We start from the raw sequence: 15,184 nt of genomic DNA on the forward strand, positions 1-15,184 counted from the left end.
GAGGAGAAATCAGGGTGCGACTTCGAGAAGATACGAAGAATTTTGGTCCGGCGCTGCTGAAAACGGTGCCCGGCACGGAATCGCCGGGTGGCTTCGTCGCCGCTTATCTGGTTGCCGGCGAGGCCGCGGCGGTCGCGGCGAACGCGCTCCATTCGGCGGGGTTGTCCGTCGAACCGCATCACGCCGGGCCCAGCCAGATCCCGCGCTACTCGATTACCGGCTCCCGCCGGCAGGAAAAGGCGGGTGCGCAAGGCCTCTCCGTGCGAGAGCGGCAGATCGTGGCGTTGATCGCCGTCGGCGGGGACAATCAGTCGATCGCCCGGGAACTGGGCTTGTCCGTCGACACGATCAAGGCCCACGTGCGCAAGGTCTTGGCCAAAATGGGTGCGCGGAATCGTTCGCACGCCGTGCACATCGCCCACGAATGGGACATCCTGCGGTGATTCGCGGGCTCCCGGCCGGGCCACCCGGGTTGAGTGAGTGGTCTCCCAACAGCCGATCGGAATGATCATGGTGTTTTCTTGGGTTGCCGGACAGGTTCACGGTTCCTGATCATGCCGGAACCAGTCGGCGAATACCCCGATTATGATTGGCTTTCGGTCCTGATCGACGTGGCGAAGGCGGAGGCTCGGGACCTGGGGGTGGCGTTCAGCTTCGCTGTCGTCGACTCGCGAGCCGATCTTCTCTACTTCGAGCGGCAACCGGAGGCGCCCCTGTACACCTGCCCTCTTTCGCAGGACAAGGCGTACACCGCGGGGAGGACCGGACGCTCAACCGCGGACTGGTCCGGCATGTTCCAAGACGATCTCATCGTTTCCCGCGACCTGATGGCCCTCGAGCGATTCGTGCCGTTGCCCGGGGGAGAACCGATTTCCCTGCAAGGGCGATGCCTGGGGGCACTTGGCGTTTCCGGCGGAACCTGGCGGCAAGATGTCGCGGTCGCACGATCGGCGGTCGCCTCCCTGCGGAATTTTGACCAACAGGTGTAGTTGCCGGGGCCCGGCATGCACTCAGGAAGCCCTGTCGCGCGGTGGGTTTCGAGGTGGTCTCGCAGTGCGTGGGCGGCGCACACCACCTGCGCGCTCCTGCCCGTCGAGCACTGGGACCGTCTCTGGCCGCGAACCAGCAGGCCGCTTTCGTCGGACAGTTGTGCACGCCGAAAGACCTCCTCGCCCGCGACATTCGCCTGCGCAGGCTGGCGATCGGCGCTCTCGTCCTCTTCGCGATGGCTGGTGCTTACGCCTGCAATATCAGCCATCGCGATTTCTTCGTGCACCCCGAGTCGGCCATCCACTTCGCCAGCGCGACGTGCGGTGCTTCCCGGCTCGGCTCGTCCGTCCATTCGTCGAGCAGGACATCGGTCCGGGACAACGCCGAGACGGCGTGCCGGGAAACGAAATTCGCGGCGGACCTGGTGAGTGCGACCTTCATCGAGACCGACGGCAGCATGGCGTCGATCCAGTTGATCCAGTACGGCAGGAATGCCGCGCTCAGCGCTCCTGAACCGACCAGCAGCATGCGCTCGAACGTCACCTCGCCGGTGACGACGTCGACCGCTTCGAGGTCGGATGAATAGAGTTCGGGCATAGTCGCTTCCGGATCGTTGGCGCTGCCGGGAAAGGGCCTCGGGACCGGCGAGAACGCCGGCCCCGAGGCTTGCCGAGCCGGCTGTCGGCGGTCAGCAGACCTTCCTGATGGTCTTTCAGATCCCGCCGCCCGCGGCGGCGTTCCCCGCCGCGCACTGCTGCGAGGAACGCGCGGCGATGATGCTGGCCCGGATGAGGATCGGAGCCAGGGCGGGGGTGGTCGCGGCGGGCGCGGTCTTGCCGTCGAACTGGTCCAGCTCCTCAGCGGTGGTGTAAGCGGTGTAACCGCTCAGCAGACCGGTTTCGGTCATCGTGTGCATCGCGTTCTCCCATCACCGTTCGCCCGGAGGCGTTCTCTCGCGAATATGGAGCGGTCAAGCATGAGTTCAACGTTTTTAGGCAATCGCCTCGCTTAAGGGAAGGCAAGATTTTTGGTGCCGTGAAATGTTGAACGGAAGGACCTCAATTTTTATGAGCGCATCAGCTGCTGCTGCGGACAACTCGAGAATCGGACATTTGCCGCGGCCGTGTCAACCTTCGCGGATTTTCGGCGCTGAAATATTCCCGCTTCGGGGCGCTGCCGAAGTGCGGCGATGGCACTGCGGGAAACGCGCTGCTTCGGTCAGCGGATTTGCTCCGTGTGAGTGAAAGTCTGATCGATGGCCCGGATTCCGAATTGCGCGATCCAGTGGGAGTTCAGGTAGTCCGAAGTCGTGTCCCAGTCCTGCGGGCGGGTGACCTCCGCCGTGACCAGCTTGACGAAGCCGTCGCGAACGGCAGAGTCGCGAGTGGTCTGGTAGATCTCCCACAGGGCGTTGGCCCGGGAGAAGTTGAGCCCTGCCGAATGTGCCGACCGCGGATCGGTAAGCAGCGACACCGACACATCCTTGGGCAGCCGGCGCGAAACCCACTCCGCGGTGCCCGGCCCTCCTGCCTTTGCCACCGCGGCCAAACGCATGAGACACGGTGCCAGGAAGCCATTCTCGGTGATGTCGCTCTTGGGTTCCAGTTCGCCGGAGAGTTCGCCCGGTAGCACCTTCGCGCATTTCTGGTCAGCTTGGTCGGTCTTCAGATACTTCGACACGTCTGCGCGCACCGACGAGAGAAGGGCGTTGTCGCCGGTGTACTGCGCCCATCCGGCCAGAGTCTGCAGTGTCCAAGACAGATTGGAATGCATGTCGTAGAAGAGATTCTGTTCCGCGTTGCCGTCGGCGAGCCACGACTTGATCTGCTTGACCGCCTCGTCGGCCAGCGGCCGGGTCGCGCGGGTTCCCGTGGCCTGCTCGCGCGCCCTCTCCGTCTCGAGCAGCCAGGCCATTCCATATGGGCTGTCCGCGGTGTCCTCGCCGATCGAACCGTCCTGCATGTACTTCAGTTCTCGCGCCACGACGCCGGGATCGCCCGCGGGCTGTATTTGCTTCTCTGCGGCGTCGAGGTACTTCTTGTCGTGAGTGGCCAGATAGGTCGCGTAGAGGGCGTAGTGCCCGTGCGCGGCCGAATGCCAGTCGTAACAGCCGTGGAAAATCGGGCTGTCCGCTGCTATATCGTCCTTCTTTCTGGTACAATTCAGTACCGGCTCCGCCAGCTTCTTCAACATGCCGGTCCGGCTGTCCTCGAACTGCTGCCAGCTGGGCGTGGCGGGATCGGCATGCGCCACTCCGGGCAGTGTCAGCGCGGCAGCCAGTACCAAGGGAACGAGCGAGCGCCATCGGAGTGGGCGGGAAGATACGACCATGTCACATGCCTGCTTTCGGAAGAGCGGGACGGGACTGAATGCGAAGAGCGAACTGGCTCGCTGTGGCGACTGTTGCGCACTGCTCATTCTAAGGATCGTTCAACAAATCTACAATAATGTTGTACGGGGGAGTAACTCCTTCGCCGATCATGAATAATATCACGTGGCGGACGGGAAAAATGCACTGGCTTTATTCGGGTGGTGACATGGCGCTTTACGTCGTGCACACTGCGCATAAAGCTGCGGCAAGAACGCCTCGCCCCGGTCCGGGGCATGGGCATTGACGGCGGCGGAAATTCCCGTTTTCACAGCAGCCCGGTCGGCGTATGCAGGCCCCTCCCGTGCGCCGGCCGGGTGTCGACTCCCTCGCGAAATGGGGACGTGTCGCGACGGGAGCGGGCACCCGCCTTGGGATAGGCGGGTGCCCTTTCGGCGCGCGGACCGTGATGCCGGCGCAAACGCATTCGACGACGAAGTGACGGTGCCCGCATGACCCTGCCCCGAGCGGTCCTCCTCGACCTCGACGGAACGCTGATCGACACGGAAGAACTTTATCTCGAGGTCGCCGACGAACTGCTGGGCGCGCACGGCTTGACATTGAGCGAGGAGGCGCGGATCGCAGCCATCGGTTCGTCGATGGAGACGCTCGCCGCGCTCGTCCGGGCGGCTGGCCTCGACGTGCCCTCGGAGGTCGTCATCGACGACATCGTGGCCGGGGTCGTGACCAGGCTCCGGGAATCGGTGCCGTGGCGAGATGGCGCTCGCGACCTCCTGGCGGCCCTGGTCGCGGCTGGGATCCGGGTCGGTCTCGTTACGATGTCCTACCGCGTGGTGGTCGATCGGGTGCTGCGGGACGTGGGGTTCGGCTTCTTCGCGGTTGTCGTGAGCGGAGACGATGTAGCGGAAGGAAAGCCCGCACCGGAAGCGTATGCGCGCGCGGCCGGCCTGCTCGGCGTCGATCCGAGCGACTGCGTCGCCGTCGAGGACAGCCAGACCGGTGCGGCATCGGCGCGAAGCGCCGGGATGTGGGTCATCGGGGCCCCGTTCTACCGTCCGCTGCCCGCGGACGCGGTCGACGAACTGTGGGACTCGCTCGTCGGACGGCGGGTCGACGACCTGATGAACAGGCCCGCGCCGGGACGTGGCCTCGCTCCCTGACATTCGCCAGCGGACGTGATTATTTCATTGCTCGCCGATGATTTATTCATTGGCTAAAAGGATGATCTTCTGGAATTTACTTGCCGTTTTCGATGTGAGATCGGCAATATGTGTTCCGGCCAAGCTGGGAAGGTTCGCGCAGCGGGTCGTCAAATTCCGTCCGAGTGATGTAAGGACTGTACGCATGAAATTCACCAGGATTGCCGCGCTCTCCGCGACGGTGGGCGTGGTCGGGTTCGCCGGAGCCGTCGGGACGGCCGGTCTGGCCAGTGCCGCCACTCAGGAACCAGTCGCTCCCAGCTCCTACGGGTACGTCCTCGGAGGGCAGGGCGACATTGTCGAGCAGGTGCTGTCGGCTAAGTACGTGTCGGCGGCGTCGCCGCGGCCGCCGGCCGCCGACCCCGCTGCGACGGCTCCGACCAATGCTCTGGCCGGAAACAAGGAGTTCAATCTTGGTTCGGGGACGTTTCTCAAGGTCGACGGCAACGCCGCGTTGTTGAAGGTCGCCACGACGGCAGACCCGGCCACCGGCGTCTCGACGGCGAAAGTCAGCGGCGGCTCCGCGACCCTCGACGCGAAGGCGGAACTCGGCGGCATCATCAGCGCGCTTCCCGTGGTTGGCCCCACCCTCCGCACAGCGGCCGAGTTTGTCGGGTTGGACACGAAAGCTGACGTCTCGCTTTCCCTGACGGCACTTGATTCGAGCTGTCAGGCCGGTCCGTCGGGCGCCAAGCCGACCGCGACCGCGACGGGCGTGAAAGCCAACATCACGGTAACGCTGCCGATCGCCGGGAAGGTTCTCGACCACGCACTGATCGATCTGGAATCGCCCCTGAACCTTGAAGTCAACGGGAAACCTTTCAGCGTCAAGAAGAACACGGTGACCCAGCTGGACGGCGGGGGCATCTCGGTCGACGCCGTCTCGGCCGGTTTCGGCAGCGAGCGGATCAACCTCGGACATGTCGAGTGCCGCCCGGGCACGCCGGCCGCGGACGCTCAGTGAGGTTCCCGGCCGTTTAGCAGCTCTGTCGGCGGACACGCTGGTGCCGTCCCTCGGTCGGGAGAATGCTGAGTCCTTCGGCATCTGATCGGCAACCGGTGGGTGAAGCGCGGCCTCGTCGAGCTTCACCCACCGCGTTCGGTTCGCGCACGCACTGGATTCACCATGTTCGCTTTTCTCCCGACGGCCCTGGCGTTGCTGGACTTCGGAGCATTGCTGGTCCGGGAGGTTCGCCGACGAGGACGTGCGGAAGACTGAGCGGACGGCAACCGCCCGGGTCCGGCGTGGGCCGGGTGGTTGCCACCGTCGCTTCGAATCGCCCGCGCAACCGGGGTTGTGCCGACCGATCAGGTGCCGGTGCCCGCGATCGCCGAGGAGTGCTGGCCGCGCGGCAGCGTAGATCGGCTCCACACCTTCCGCGGCATGCCGGGGGCCACTCGCGCGACCCGATCATATTCAGCTCCCGGTTCGCGACGAACCGTCCGTGAGTGCGTACCTGCTCGTCGTTCGAACCACGGAAGGCGCCCCGCGGCCCAGGGATCTGACCGGAAAGGCCTTCTCGCGCGTGGTCACTGGTCCGTTCCGGCACCACGCTGCGCACTCAACGTCGCCCTGGACACGTTCGGGCTCGTGATGACGAACCTGCGACTTCGACGCGCAGGCCGTCGCCGTCGCGCTCTCCACCGGCACGCACGGCACCGGTGCGCCGGGCGTGATCAGCACGGTCACGCTGCGGCGCGAAGCGTCCCTTTGTGCTCGCCGAGCAGGAACGTCCGGAGCCGCTGGAGTACAGCGATCTGCCGCACCGCAGGTCAGCGCTGGTTCACCCCGGTACCCCAAAGACCAGGTGAACCAGCGCTCCGCCAGGGGCCCGCTGAACGCGGGACGGGCCCCTGGCGGGCCTTTCCGGCAGCGCAACCCAGCCAGATCGCTTGCCGCGGGGGAATCTGAGCCTCACTGTGGACGGCGGGTGACAGGTCCACAGCGGAGCGACGCAAGGCTAACCGGAAATCCCGCAGAATTCAGCTAGCGCGCGCTATTTCTCACCCCGGCGCATCATGCGCGACATGGCAATCGGGTAACGCCTTGTTTCCTGCTGGACGCCAAGATGCATGAATACCTCATCTCGGTCAGCGGAGTTATCGCGCGGGCACCGGCTGTCCCGCGCGGATGCGGCAGTTGTTCGCGTTCTTGGTCACAGCGTCCTTCTGAAGACGCAGTAGGCCCGCGGGCGTCCGGTGTCGTCCAACACCGCGGAGAAGTCGGAGAGCATCCAGCCCTCCGCTTCCACCGCCTCGATCTGCTCCGCCCATCCGGCGACGGATCCGCTGGCCGTGAACGGGGCGTTGAACATCGCCGCGAACACAGTCCTCCCTCGGCGCGCCGCGCGGGCGGCCTCGGCGCCGACACTCGCAGCTTGCGCCCTGTTGAACAAAATCGGCATCCTCCAGTCCTCCAGAGCGCGATGTGTGCCCATGCCAGGGCCTCTCCCCGCGGTGGCGAAAGCTGTCCCAGCCCCGCTGGCGTTCGGTGGTGCGGTTTCAGCCGTCGGCGAGTCAGCGGCGGTCCTGCGTCATCGTCGGCGGCGTGGCGCGGTTTACCTTCGTCCAGGCCGGTGGCGGTTCCCGGATCCGCGATGAAGAGGCCGGGATCGGCTTGCGTGCCAAGGAGTGCGGACACGGGCTTTCCTGCGCACTAGGTCGTCCGCATGACCGGACAGTTGTCGTCGCGGTGCGGGCGACGATGGGCGGAGTGCGTGCAGGGGCGGGCTTTCGCGGGTCGGGCCGGAGAATCCGAGTGCTGTCGCTCCGGCGCCGGGCGCCTTCGCGGCCTTGGGCGATTCTGACCTGTTCGCGCACGTGTGGAGACGGGGCCTTCGCACAGCCCGGTTCCGCGCGAACCTTCGTGCCGGACCGCCGATGCCGAGCAGCGGCGCATTCCCGGTGACCGCCATCCGGTCGGCCCCTTCCGCTGAGTCCGCGCCGCACGGACTGCGTCCGGAACGGCCGTCGAGGCGAGAATCTCTTTCGCTGCCGGGAACGGGAATCTGTCATACCCGTGCGAGGGTGATATCTCCGGCCGCTCCCGGCGAAAGTCGCCCGCCAGGAAGGAGGACCCGCCGCGGGCTATGGGGGAATCACCGTCCGCGACGGGGCACCGTGATTCTAACCAGGAAGATTGCTGAGGCAACAGTGCGATCTTCACGTCTTTCGCGTGATATTGACGAGGTGTCCGGAAGGTCCCGGGCAATACCCAAGGGAATCCTCGTTCGGTCTGTCGCAGGGCGGGAGAACGTGAATGGTCCAGGTCCGGCTGCGGAATGCGCGGAGTGATCGAAGCGGGGGCGAGCGCCTTCGTCGCGCTCCCGCGGGCTCGATGGCTGCGCGCGAAGGCAGCCGGTCGCGGTGAGCCGACGGCTAGTCGTGCCCGCGCGAGCGGCCCCGCGCCGGGCAGACGTGATGACGATTCATGATTGGCGTGCTTTACTCCTTTGTGTCTGAGCGGGGAACAAGCAGTCGTCGTCGGCGGGCTGCTGATCTGAAAGACGCGCCATGGTGCCGGACCAACTGAACACCCGCGATCCGGAAGCACGGCTGTGGCGGCCGCGCAACCCGGCGAGCGGGTGCGTGCTGCGGCTGGATTTCGCCGACGTTCCGAACAGTCTCTCCGAAAAGATGGTGACCGATGTCGTTCAACCTCGCCACGATGCTCGTCGGATCGGCTGCGGCGCGACCAGACAAGCCGTTTCTGTACGCAGGGGGCCACTTGTTCAGCTATGCCGAGGTCGACGGGCTCTCCGGGAGGGTCGCCGAGTTTCTGGTGCGGCTCGGGCTCGAACCCGGCGACAAGGTCGCGGTCCAGTTGCCGAACGTGCCGGAGTTCGTCCTCGCTTACTTCGGCATCCTCAAGGCCGGGCTGGCGATGATGCCGCTGAATCCGCTGCTGACCGCCCCGGAGATCGGGCCGGTAAACCGGTGGAGTCAGGTGTTGCGGAACAGCGGTGTACACAGTGTTCCGCGCAGGATGTCGTCCAGGAGCGCGGGAAGGTTCGGGGGCAGGAGCTTCGCTCCAGGTGCGTCAGCGACCACCGGCGGGTCTGGATGAGGTTGGCTTGCTCGTTGGTGGTGTATGCCGGTGGCCGGGCGCGCATCGCGCGCTCGGTGAGCCCGGCGTGGGTTTGGTCGATGAGGAAGTCGCCGATATGCCGTGTCAGTGGGTGTTCTGTTTCCGGGGCGTCGCGGATGGCGTCAGCGACGGCAGTGTCCGGCCAGTTCACTCGACCCGATCCCCGCTCAGCTTGCCTGGCAACGACGGGTATCCCGCAACGTCAACGCCGCCTCGCAACCGCAAACCTCGCCCCGGGCTCGCCGGATCCACCTGGATGTGCGGCTGCTGCCGCCTGTGGGTCATGTGCGTTCGCGGGTGCGGAAGGTGCCGGGTGGGTGGCCGGTTTCGCGGTGGAAGAACTTGCCGAAGTTGGTGGGTTCGGTGAAGCCGAGGCGTCGGCCGATGGCGGCGACGGGCAGGTCGGTGTGGGCCAGGAGGCGTTTGGCTTCGAGGATGACGCGGGCTTCGATCAGGGTTTTGGCGGTGCGGCCGGTGGCGGTGTGGCAGGCGCGGTTGAGGGTGCGGAGCGTGTAGCCGAGCCGGGTGGCGTAGTCGCTGGCGTTGCGGGTGGCGGCGAAAGAGCGTTCCAGTTCGTGCTGGAAGCGCATAAAGGTGTCGTTCGCGGCAGGGGCGAGGTCGTCCGGCTGGGGGAGCCGGGCGATGCGCAGGATCAGCGCGCTGAGCAGGTGCCGCAGGACCTCGATGGCGATCTCGTCGGTGTCGGCGACGGCGTGGGCGTATTCGGTGGCCAGGTCGTCGATCGCGCGGGTGATGCCGGCTCGCTGGTGGGCCGGCAGGCGCAAGACGACGGGGCCGAACGGGCTCAGCAGGGCGCGGGCCGGCTCTAGCCGGGGCAGGAAGGCGGGGGCGAACAGCACCATCCGCACCTGTAGGCCGCCGTCGGGGGTGCTGGGGCGGGGCAGGCGCAGGACGCGTCCGGGCGTGACGTGGAGGAGCGTGCCCGGGGCGCAGGGGTGATCCACGAAATCGACCATGATGGTGGCCTGGCCTCTGGTGACGAGGAAGATCTGGTGGAAGTCGGTGCGGTGCACGACCGTGCGCGTTTCGGGTGAGATTCTGCCTGTCAGGCGGCCGAGGTCGACGACCTCGACGTCAAGCAAGGCTCGGTCCGGGTTGCCGAAGCTGAACTCGGCAACGGCCACGGAAGCATCGGGTTGTCCAGTTTTGACCATAGCGGTTCCCGATCTTACCTCGCCGTCCCGTCCTGTTCGGACGAACCTGGAGTCCGTCAACGCCACACCCGCGAAAAACGAAACGAGGACATGATGAACACCAAGGATCTGGTTGTGCGGGCCACCGGCGAGCTGTTCGGCGCGAAGGACACCGCCGCGGTGGACCGCTGGGTCGCCGCCGGCTACCGGCAGCACAGCTCGTTGGCGGCTGACGGTCCCGAGGCGCTGCGCGAACTGGTGGCCACCTTGCCCGAGGGTTTCCGCTACGAGCCGGCACGGGTGATCGCCGACGGTGATCTGGTCGCGCTGCACGGCACCTACCACGGCTTCGGCCCCCAGCCGCTGGTCGCCTTCGACCTGTTCCGCGTCGAGGACGGCAGGCTGACCGAGCACTGGGACGCACTGACCCCGGTGGTGGCCGACACCGTGTCCGGCCGATCGCAGACCGACGGCCCGACCACACCGGGCGACCTGCACAACACCGAGGCCAACCGGAAGCTGGTGACCGAGTTCGCGCAGAAGGTGCTCAAGGACGCCGACTACTCGGCGCTGACCGACTACATCTCCGCCGAGACCTATCGGCAGCACAACCCGGAGGCCGCGGACGGGCTGGACGGCTTCGGCGCGGCCGCCGCCGCCTGGGCCGAGCAGGGCAAGAACCTGGTCTACCGCACGATCCATCGGGTCGTCGCCGAGGGCGAGTTCGTCCTGGTGCAGTCCGAGGGCGAGTTCGGCGTCCCGGTCGCCTACTGGGACCTGTTCCGGGTCGCCGACGGCAAGATCGTCGAGCATTGGGACGTCATCGCCCCTGTTCTCGCCGAACTCCCGCACGGCAACGGCCTGTTCTAGGAAGGCGAGGAACCCGAGATGAGCGATCTGACCTATGCCGGCAAGACCTACCGGTTCACCGTCGACAACGGTGCGGTGTTCCGCAACACCTACGCCGCCGACGGCACCCGGCTGCACTACGAGGTCCTCGCCGGCCCGGCCGTCGGGGCAACCGAGAACGTCGACCTGCACGCCGCCGAGATCGCCCCAGGCGTGTTCCTGGTCGGCTGGACGGAGAAGTCGGGGATGACGGTCACCCACGCGATGAACCTCGTCACCGACACCGTTCACGCTTTTTGGACCTACTCCACCGCGCACGGCCGGGTCGGCGAACTGCACACCGGCACTCTCACCGAGCTCGCTCGCTGATCGTCGACCCCGCCACACTCCAAAGGAGCCCACAATGATCAACCGTCCATCCCTCCCCCGAACCGGAACCGCCCGGCTCCGGTCCACCAGCCCGATCGCGGTGACCGGGGCGACCGGGCAGCTCGGCGGCAGAGTCGCCCGGCGGCTGGAGGCGGCCGACTGCGCCCAGCGGCTGATCGTGCGGGACGCCTCCAGGGCGCCCGTACTGCGTAACGCCGAGGTGGCAGTGGCCGAGTACGCGGACCGCCCGGCGGTCACCGAGGCGTTGAGCGGGGTGGACACCGTGCTGATGGTCTCGGGGCACGAGGACCCGGCCAGGGTCGCCGCGCACACGACGTTCGTCGACGCGGCGGCCGAGGCCGGTGTCGCTCACCTGGTCTACATCTCTTTCTACGGCGCAAACCCCTCGGCCACCTTCACACTGGCCAGGGACCACGCGGCGACCGAGCAGCACATCCGGGCCAGCGGCTTGGCGTACACGTTCCTGCGGGACAACCTCTACGCCGACTTCCTGCCCATGCTGGCCGGGCCGGACGGTGTGATCCGCGGCCCGGCCGGCGGCGGCCGGGTCGCCGCGGTCACCCAGGACGACATCGCCGACGCGGCAACGGCCGTGCTGCGAAACCCCGGTCCGCACGCCGGCAACACCTACAGCCTCACCGGACCGCAGGCGCTGGGCCTGTCCGAGATCGCCGAGCTGATCACCAGGATCACCGGCCGGGAAACCCGCTACCAACGCGAAACCCTCGACCAAGCCAAGGCGTCCAGAGCCGCCTACAACGCCCCCGCCTGGCAACGGGAAGCCTGGATCTCCACCTACACCGCGATCGCCGCCGGCGAACTGGCCCAGGTCACCACCGACGTGGCCACCCTCACCGGCCACCCCCCGACATCCCTCGAACACCTTCTGCTCACCGGCCAACACCGCAAGTAGAACCTGCCCGGCCTGATGTCCCCAACGCGGCGCGTTCAACTGGCGCGATTGGGGTGCACGACCCTTCTGACACCTGCGCAGCGGACTCCGACCATCGACATCTCGGGCCGACGCATTCCGGCGTTCAACAATCGAACGATTACTGAATGTCCGCCCGTCGCCGCGCCGCTGAAGCCTCCATCTAGGTGGAGGTGTTCAACAACCGGTAGCTGGTCGGGCTGGTACGGGTCAGCACGAGCGACAGGAGACCGCGCGGCAGCGCGACGCGCTCGACGAACTGTGCGTGAAGGTATTCGAGGAGAAGATCAGCGGCAAGCTCGCCGTCGACGCCCCGCCCCGCGCTGACCGCCGCCATCGACTACATGCGCTCTGGCGACATGCTTACCGTGCAGGAAGTCGACCGACTCGGCCGCAACCTCCTCGAGGTCCTGCTCGTGCGACGTAGGCGTCGGCGTCGGTGGGTTCCATGTCCCACAACGGTTTCCCGAACCTGGTGCGCACCTGCTCCAGGTGCCCGACGTCCGAGCTGATCGTGCCGTCCGCAAGCCCTGCGTGATGTTCGACCTCTCCGAGATCGGTTCATCCAGACTGAGGTTGAGTCAGAACGACAGATGATCACCCGCAGGAATGGGAACGCCCTGGTCCTGGCCGGTACGGACCCTCGGGTCTCCGCCGAGGAACCCTGGAGCTCACGGGGCATCTCTTGGCAGACCCGTTTCCTCGACGTGGCGGCACGCAAGCAGCGCGGCTCACTCGTTCGAATTGTCAATGGCGCAGTGGCCGCGGGCTCGGCCGACAATGGAGGCATGTTCACCTCCGGCAATCAGGCCAGTCCGCGTCGCGGCCGTCAGGAACTCGGCGGCGGCTTGCTCGCACCCGCGGCGACGACACCGGATGCGCGGAACAACACCGTCGCTGTCGCCGAGCCCGAGGGAGATCCCACGCTGGCCTGCCACGCCCGGACCGAATAACTGCCTCTGCCGCCGTCGGCGATTTACCCGGCTCAGCGCAGGTAGGACTCAGCGTCTTGTTGTCGAGCAGCCCGGTGCCCTCTCGGGCGTCGCGCTGAGGCACGCGAGTGTGCAAGTTCCCGGTAATCGAATGAATGTCTCCTGCCGCGCGACGGCACGTTCGGAAGCGGTGTCGCTCCTTTTCAGGGCCACCCGTCGAACCTTCCGAGCCCCACTCGGACGACATGAAAATATCACCGTTTCAACGGATGAAAATGCATATCCCCGGCGGGATGGTCCAACGAATGCGAGTTGTGACGTTGCCAACACGGGTTCCGCGTGCTTAAAGTTCTCGTAAATTACGCGAAGCTCGTCGGCGCGGGGCCGATGTTTGGCAAAGGCTGAATTCCTCGGTCTTCAGGGCGAAAGAAGGCGCTTCATGGCAAACGCGATGAGACGCGTCGCGTCGACCACTCGCAGAGCGGTGTCCGTGGCGACGCTGATTGCTGCCGCCGCGGGAGGTGCGTTCGGCGGGGTCGCGTCGGCCGGTGCCCCAGCGCAGTTCCGGGAGCTTTCGGCGGAAGCCGGCACGCCGCCCGGCATGCAGTTCTCCACGGACGCGCCGCGGGCGGGGGCCAAGCCGGACAGTGTCGTGACAGTCAAGATGTCCTTGGCGCTGGCGCGGATGTCGGTCGTCGCACCGCGGCGAGGGGTCGCCGGCGGGCAGATCGAGTTCCTGCAAGGCCTTCAGCATTTCGCATCGTCGAAACTCGCCACGATCAAGCTCGACGGGTACCGGTGCGAGGATTACGACGACGCGATGGGAACCCTGCGGGTCACCGACGGTCAGCAGGACGGCCGCGACGTCGACGGTGCCGCGTTCGCGGCGTTCGTGCAGGACATCATCGCGAAGATGAGCAAGGGCTCCGACCCCGCCGCCGATCTCGCCGCATTGCGTGCTTATTCGCTCGTCGCGTCCTGTCGCTTCCGCGTCCCGTCGGACCTGGTCCGGAACATCGAGGTGGCGGGCATCGTCCAGTCCGGCGGCGGCAACGCGGCCGACATCGCGGGCCGGGCCTTTCTTCCCGTGGATCTCCCGGAAGCACCGGCCGCTCCGGCCGTCGACGGCCCGGACGACCTCGTCGTCCACGAGGGCGGCGGCCTGACCGGGACCGGCCCCAGGGACACGCTGATCAGGTGGAACATCGACGGTGCGCGAATTCCGGCCCCTACGGCCTACGTCGGCCACGACGGCAAGTGGGCGCTGCGGGTGCCGCCGGTCGTGCCTGCGGACGGCAAGCCGCACCAGGTGTTCGTCACGTCCGAGACGAGCGACGGCAAGGTCACGGGCCAGTCGGCGGGCCGCCGGCTGACGGTGCTTCCGGCCCTGGCCCGGCCGGTGATCACCGACCCCGAAGACGGCGCGGTATCGCCCGGTCAGGTGCTGACGGTCTCCGGCAGCAACGGAGCCACGGTCACCCCGGTCGACAAGAACGGCAAGCCGCTCGGGTCCCCGGCGACAATCGAGAACGGAACGGCTCGAGTCTCGCTGGACAAGAACGTGCCGCTCGGAACGGCCGTCCGGATTCGGGCGACGGACGCGGCGACCCCGGTCTCGGATGCGTTGTTCTCCGACCCGAAGACGGTTGAAGCCAGCGCGATCTCCTTGCTCTGGTCACCGTCCGCCGCGCCTGGCGGGGATCACCTGGCGACCTTCGCGATCCAGCCGGAGAACGGCGACCTCTCGTCGGTGGTGGGCAAGAAGATCACCATCAAGGCTCCGGACGGTTTCACGTTCCAGCCGATCTCGGACGAGAAATCCACGGTGCGCGGCCGCTACAACATCACGGCGAACGCCAGTGACAAGGACGGCCGGAACAACGGCGCGTGCACGTGGCTGGCCGATCTCGTTTCGGTGAGCCCGGACGGGAAGACGATGACCTTCGTCTTCCCGTCCGTGGACCCGGTGAGCCGCGACGACGTCGTCAAGAAGCTGTCCGGTGGCGACTACCCGCCGAACCAGCTTCAGGTGACGTTCCACGTCACCGCCGACGCGAACGCGACCGCGGGCGAGAAGACCGGCGGACAGGTGACGGTCGACGGTTTCGGCGCCGCTCAGTTCACCGGGCGGGTGACGACGTGAACAGCGGGAAACAGCCGCTGTTGAGTGCGGGCGAACCGCGGCCGCCGTTCCGAAGACCGGGGACACGCCGGTCTCCAGGACCGCATCGCTGACCGCACGACGGTCAGTCAGCTGAAGAGGTTTTCCGCAATGATGCGGGTACAGTAATTCAATTCCATGCTGGATATGGATTTGTCTTTC

The 15,184-nt window shown here is 66.6% G+C and carries 17 protein-coding genes and 1 pseudogene; 12 read left to right on the forward strand and 6 right to left on the reverse strand.

Features of this window, described 5'->3' with window-relative positions; genetic code table 11:
- Positions 1-14 precede the first annotated feature (14 nt).
- The 3 genes and pseudogenes from ATK30_RS31380 to ATK30_RS47330 all read left to right on the forward strand — a co-directional run.
- Positions 15-443, forward strand: a complete 429-nt coding sequence (locus ATK30_RS31380; RefSeq protein ID WP_158242524.1) for a helix-turn-helix domain-containing protein — start codon at positions 15-17, stop codon at positions 441-443.
- 111 nt (positions 444-554) lie between these two features.
- Entirely contained in the window at positions 555-989 is a 435-nt protein-coding gene (locus ATK30_RS31385) for a GlcG/HbpS family heme-binding protein (protein WP_101438546.1), read from the forward strand.
- 68 nt (positions 990-1,057) lie between these two features.
- Positions 1,058-1,222, forward strand: a pseudogene (locus ATK30_RS47330) (hypothetical protein); the annotation flags it as partial.
- 14 nt (positions 1,223-1,236) lie between these two features.
- Here the strand turns inward: ATK30_RS47330 and ATK30_RS46475 are convergent.
- From ATK30_RS46475 to ATK30_RS31405, 3 genes are all read right to left on the reverse strand, one after another.
- Positions 1,237-1,587, reverse strand: a complete 351-nt coding sequence (locus tag ATK30_RS46475; protein WP_183123040.1) for a hypothetical protein — start codon at positions 1,585-1,587, stop codon at positions 1,237-1,239.
- A 115-nt stretch (positions 1,588-1,702) separates the two neighbouring features.
- Complete coding sequence (locus ATK30_RS31400) at positions 1,703-1,906, reverse strand: LxmA leader domain family RiPP (protein WP_101438547.1); 204 nt, start codon at positions 1,904-1,906, stop codon at positions 1,703-1,705.
- Between the two features lie 302 nt (positions 1,907-2,208).
- On the reverse strand, positions 2,209-3,243 hold the full coding sequence (locus ATK30_RS31405) for a DUF2891 family protein (protein ID WP_158242525.1): 1,035 nt from the start codon (positions 3,241-3,243) through the stop codon (positions 2,209-2,211).
- Between the two features lie 567 nt (positions 3,244-3,810).
- On the opposite strand from ATK30_RS31405, the gene ATK30_RS31410 reads away from it, so the two are divergent.
- Both ATK30_RS31410 and ATK30_RS31415 read left to right on the forward strand, forming a co-directional pair.
- Positions 3,811-4,479: an HAD family hydrolase gene (locus ATK30_RS31410; RefSeq protein ID WP_101438549.1), complete on the forward strand. Its 669-nt coding sequence runs from the start codon at positions 3,811-3,813 to the stop codon at positions 4,477-4,479.
- Positions 4,480-4,540: 61 nt separating this feature from the next.
- A complete protein-coding gene (locus ATK30_RS31415; RefSeq protein ID WP_134667140.1) occupies positions 4,541-5,482 on the forward strand; it encodes a hypothetical protein in 942 nt (313 codons plus the stop codon).
- Between the two features lie 1,192 nt (positions 5,483-6,674).
- Here the strand turns inward: ATK30_RS31415 and ATK30_RS44810 are convergent.
- Positions 6,675-6,923 (reverse strand): hypothetical protein, encoded by a 249-nt coding sequence (locus tag ATK30_RS44810; protein ID WP_134667137.1) that lies wholly within the window; start codon positions 6,921-6,923, stop codon positions 6,675-6,677.
- Positions 6,924-8,164: 1,241 nt separating this feature from the next.
- Here ATK30_RS44810 and ATK30_RS31420 point away from each other — a divergent pair.
- Positions 8,165-8,584, forward strand: coding sequence for an AMP-binding protein (locus ATK30_RS31420; protein ID WP_240690812.1), 420 nt, complete (start codon positions 8,165-8,167; stop codon positions 8,582-8,584).
- Between the two features lie 302 nt (positions 8,585-8,886).
- Here the strand turns inward: ATK30_RS31420 and ATK30_RS31425 are convergent, their stop codons facing one another.
- Positions 8,887-9,750 carry an AraC family transcriptional regulator gene (locus ATK30_RS31425; RefSeq protein WP_158242526.1) on the reverse strand — a complete coding sequence of 288 codons (864 nt, stop codon included), beginning with the start codon at positions 9,748-9,750 and terminating at the stop codon, positions 8,887-8,889.
- Positions 9,751-9,873: 123 nt separating this feature from the next.
- Between ATK30_RS31425 and ATK30_RS31430 the strand changes: the two genes are divergently transcribed.
- The 3 genes from ATK30_RS31430 to ATK30_RS31440 are packed head-to-tail and all read left to right on the forward strand — an operon-like array spanning position 9,874 to position 11,911.
- The gene (locus ATK30_RS31430; protein ID WP_205670155.1) at positions 9,874-10,629 is read left to right on the forward strand and encodes a nuclear transport factor 2 family protein; all 756 of its coding nucleotides are present in this window, start codon (positions 9,874-9,876) and stop codon (positions 10,627-10,629) included.
- Between the two features lie 18 nt (positions 10,630-10,647).
- Positions 10,648-10,977, forward strand: a complete 330-nt coding sequence (locus ATK30_RS31435; protein WP_101438553.1) for a MoaF-related domain-containing protein — start codon at positions 10,648-10,650, stop codon at positions 10,975-10,977.
- A gap of 34 nt (positions 10,978-11,011) precedes the next feature.
- Entirely contained in the window at positions 11,012-11,911 is a 900-nt protein-coding gene (locus ATK30_RS31440; RefSeq protein WP_101438554.1) for an SDR family oxidoreductase, read from the forward strand.
- A gap of 181 nt (positions 11,912-12,092) precedes the next feature.
- Here ATK30_RS31440 and ATK30_RS45745 read toward each other — a convergent pair whose 3' ends face one another.
- The gene (locus ATK30_RS45745) at positions 12,093-12,266 is read right to left on the reverse strand and encodes a hypothetical protein (RefSeq protein ID WP_205670154.1); all 174 of its coding nucleotides are present in this window, start codon (positions 12,264-12,266) and stop codon (positions 12,093-12,095) included.
- A 7-nt stretch (positions 12,267-12,273) separates the two neighbouring features.
- Between ATK30_RS45745 and ATK30_RS47335 the strand changes: the two genes are divergently transcribed.
- The 3 genes from ATK30_RS47335 (at position 12,274) to ATK30_RS31450 (ending at position 15,004) form a co-directional block, all read left to right on the forward strand.
- Positions 12,274-12,441: a hypothetical protein gene (locus ATK30_RS47335; RefSeq protein ID WP_369333437.1), complete on the forward strand. Its 168-nt coding sequence runs from the start codon at positions 12,274-12,276 to the stop codon at positions 12,439-12,441.
- A gap of 81 nt (positions 12,442-12,522) precedes the next feature.
- Complete coding sequence (locus ATK30_RS44815) at positions 12,523-12,882, forward strand: hypothetical protein (protein ID WP_134667133.1); 360 nt, start codon at positions 12,523-12,525, stop codon at positions 12,880-12,882.
- A 418-nt stretch (positions 12,883-13,300) separates the two neighbouring features.
- Positions 13,301-15,004 carry an Ig-like domain-containing protein gene (locus ATK30_RS31450; RefSeq protein ID WP_134667131.1) on the forward strand — a complete coding sequence of 568 codons (1,704 nt, stop codon included), beginning with the start codon at positions 13,301-13,303 and terminating at the stop codon, positions 15,002-15,004.
- Positions 15,005-15,184 lie beyond the last annotated feature (180 nt).

The sequence above is a fragment of the Amycolatopsis echigonensis genome (genome assembly GCF_002846615.1).
Taxonomy (GTDB): domain Bacteria; phylum Actinomycetota; class Actinomycetes; order Mycobacteriales; family Pseudonocardiaceae; genus Amycolatopsis; species Amycolatopsis echigonensis.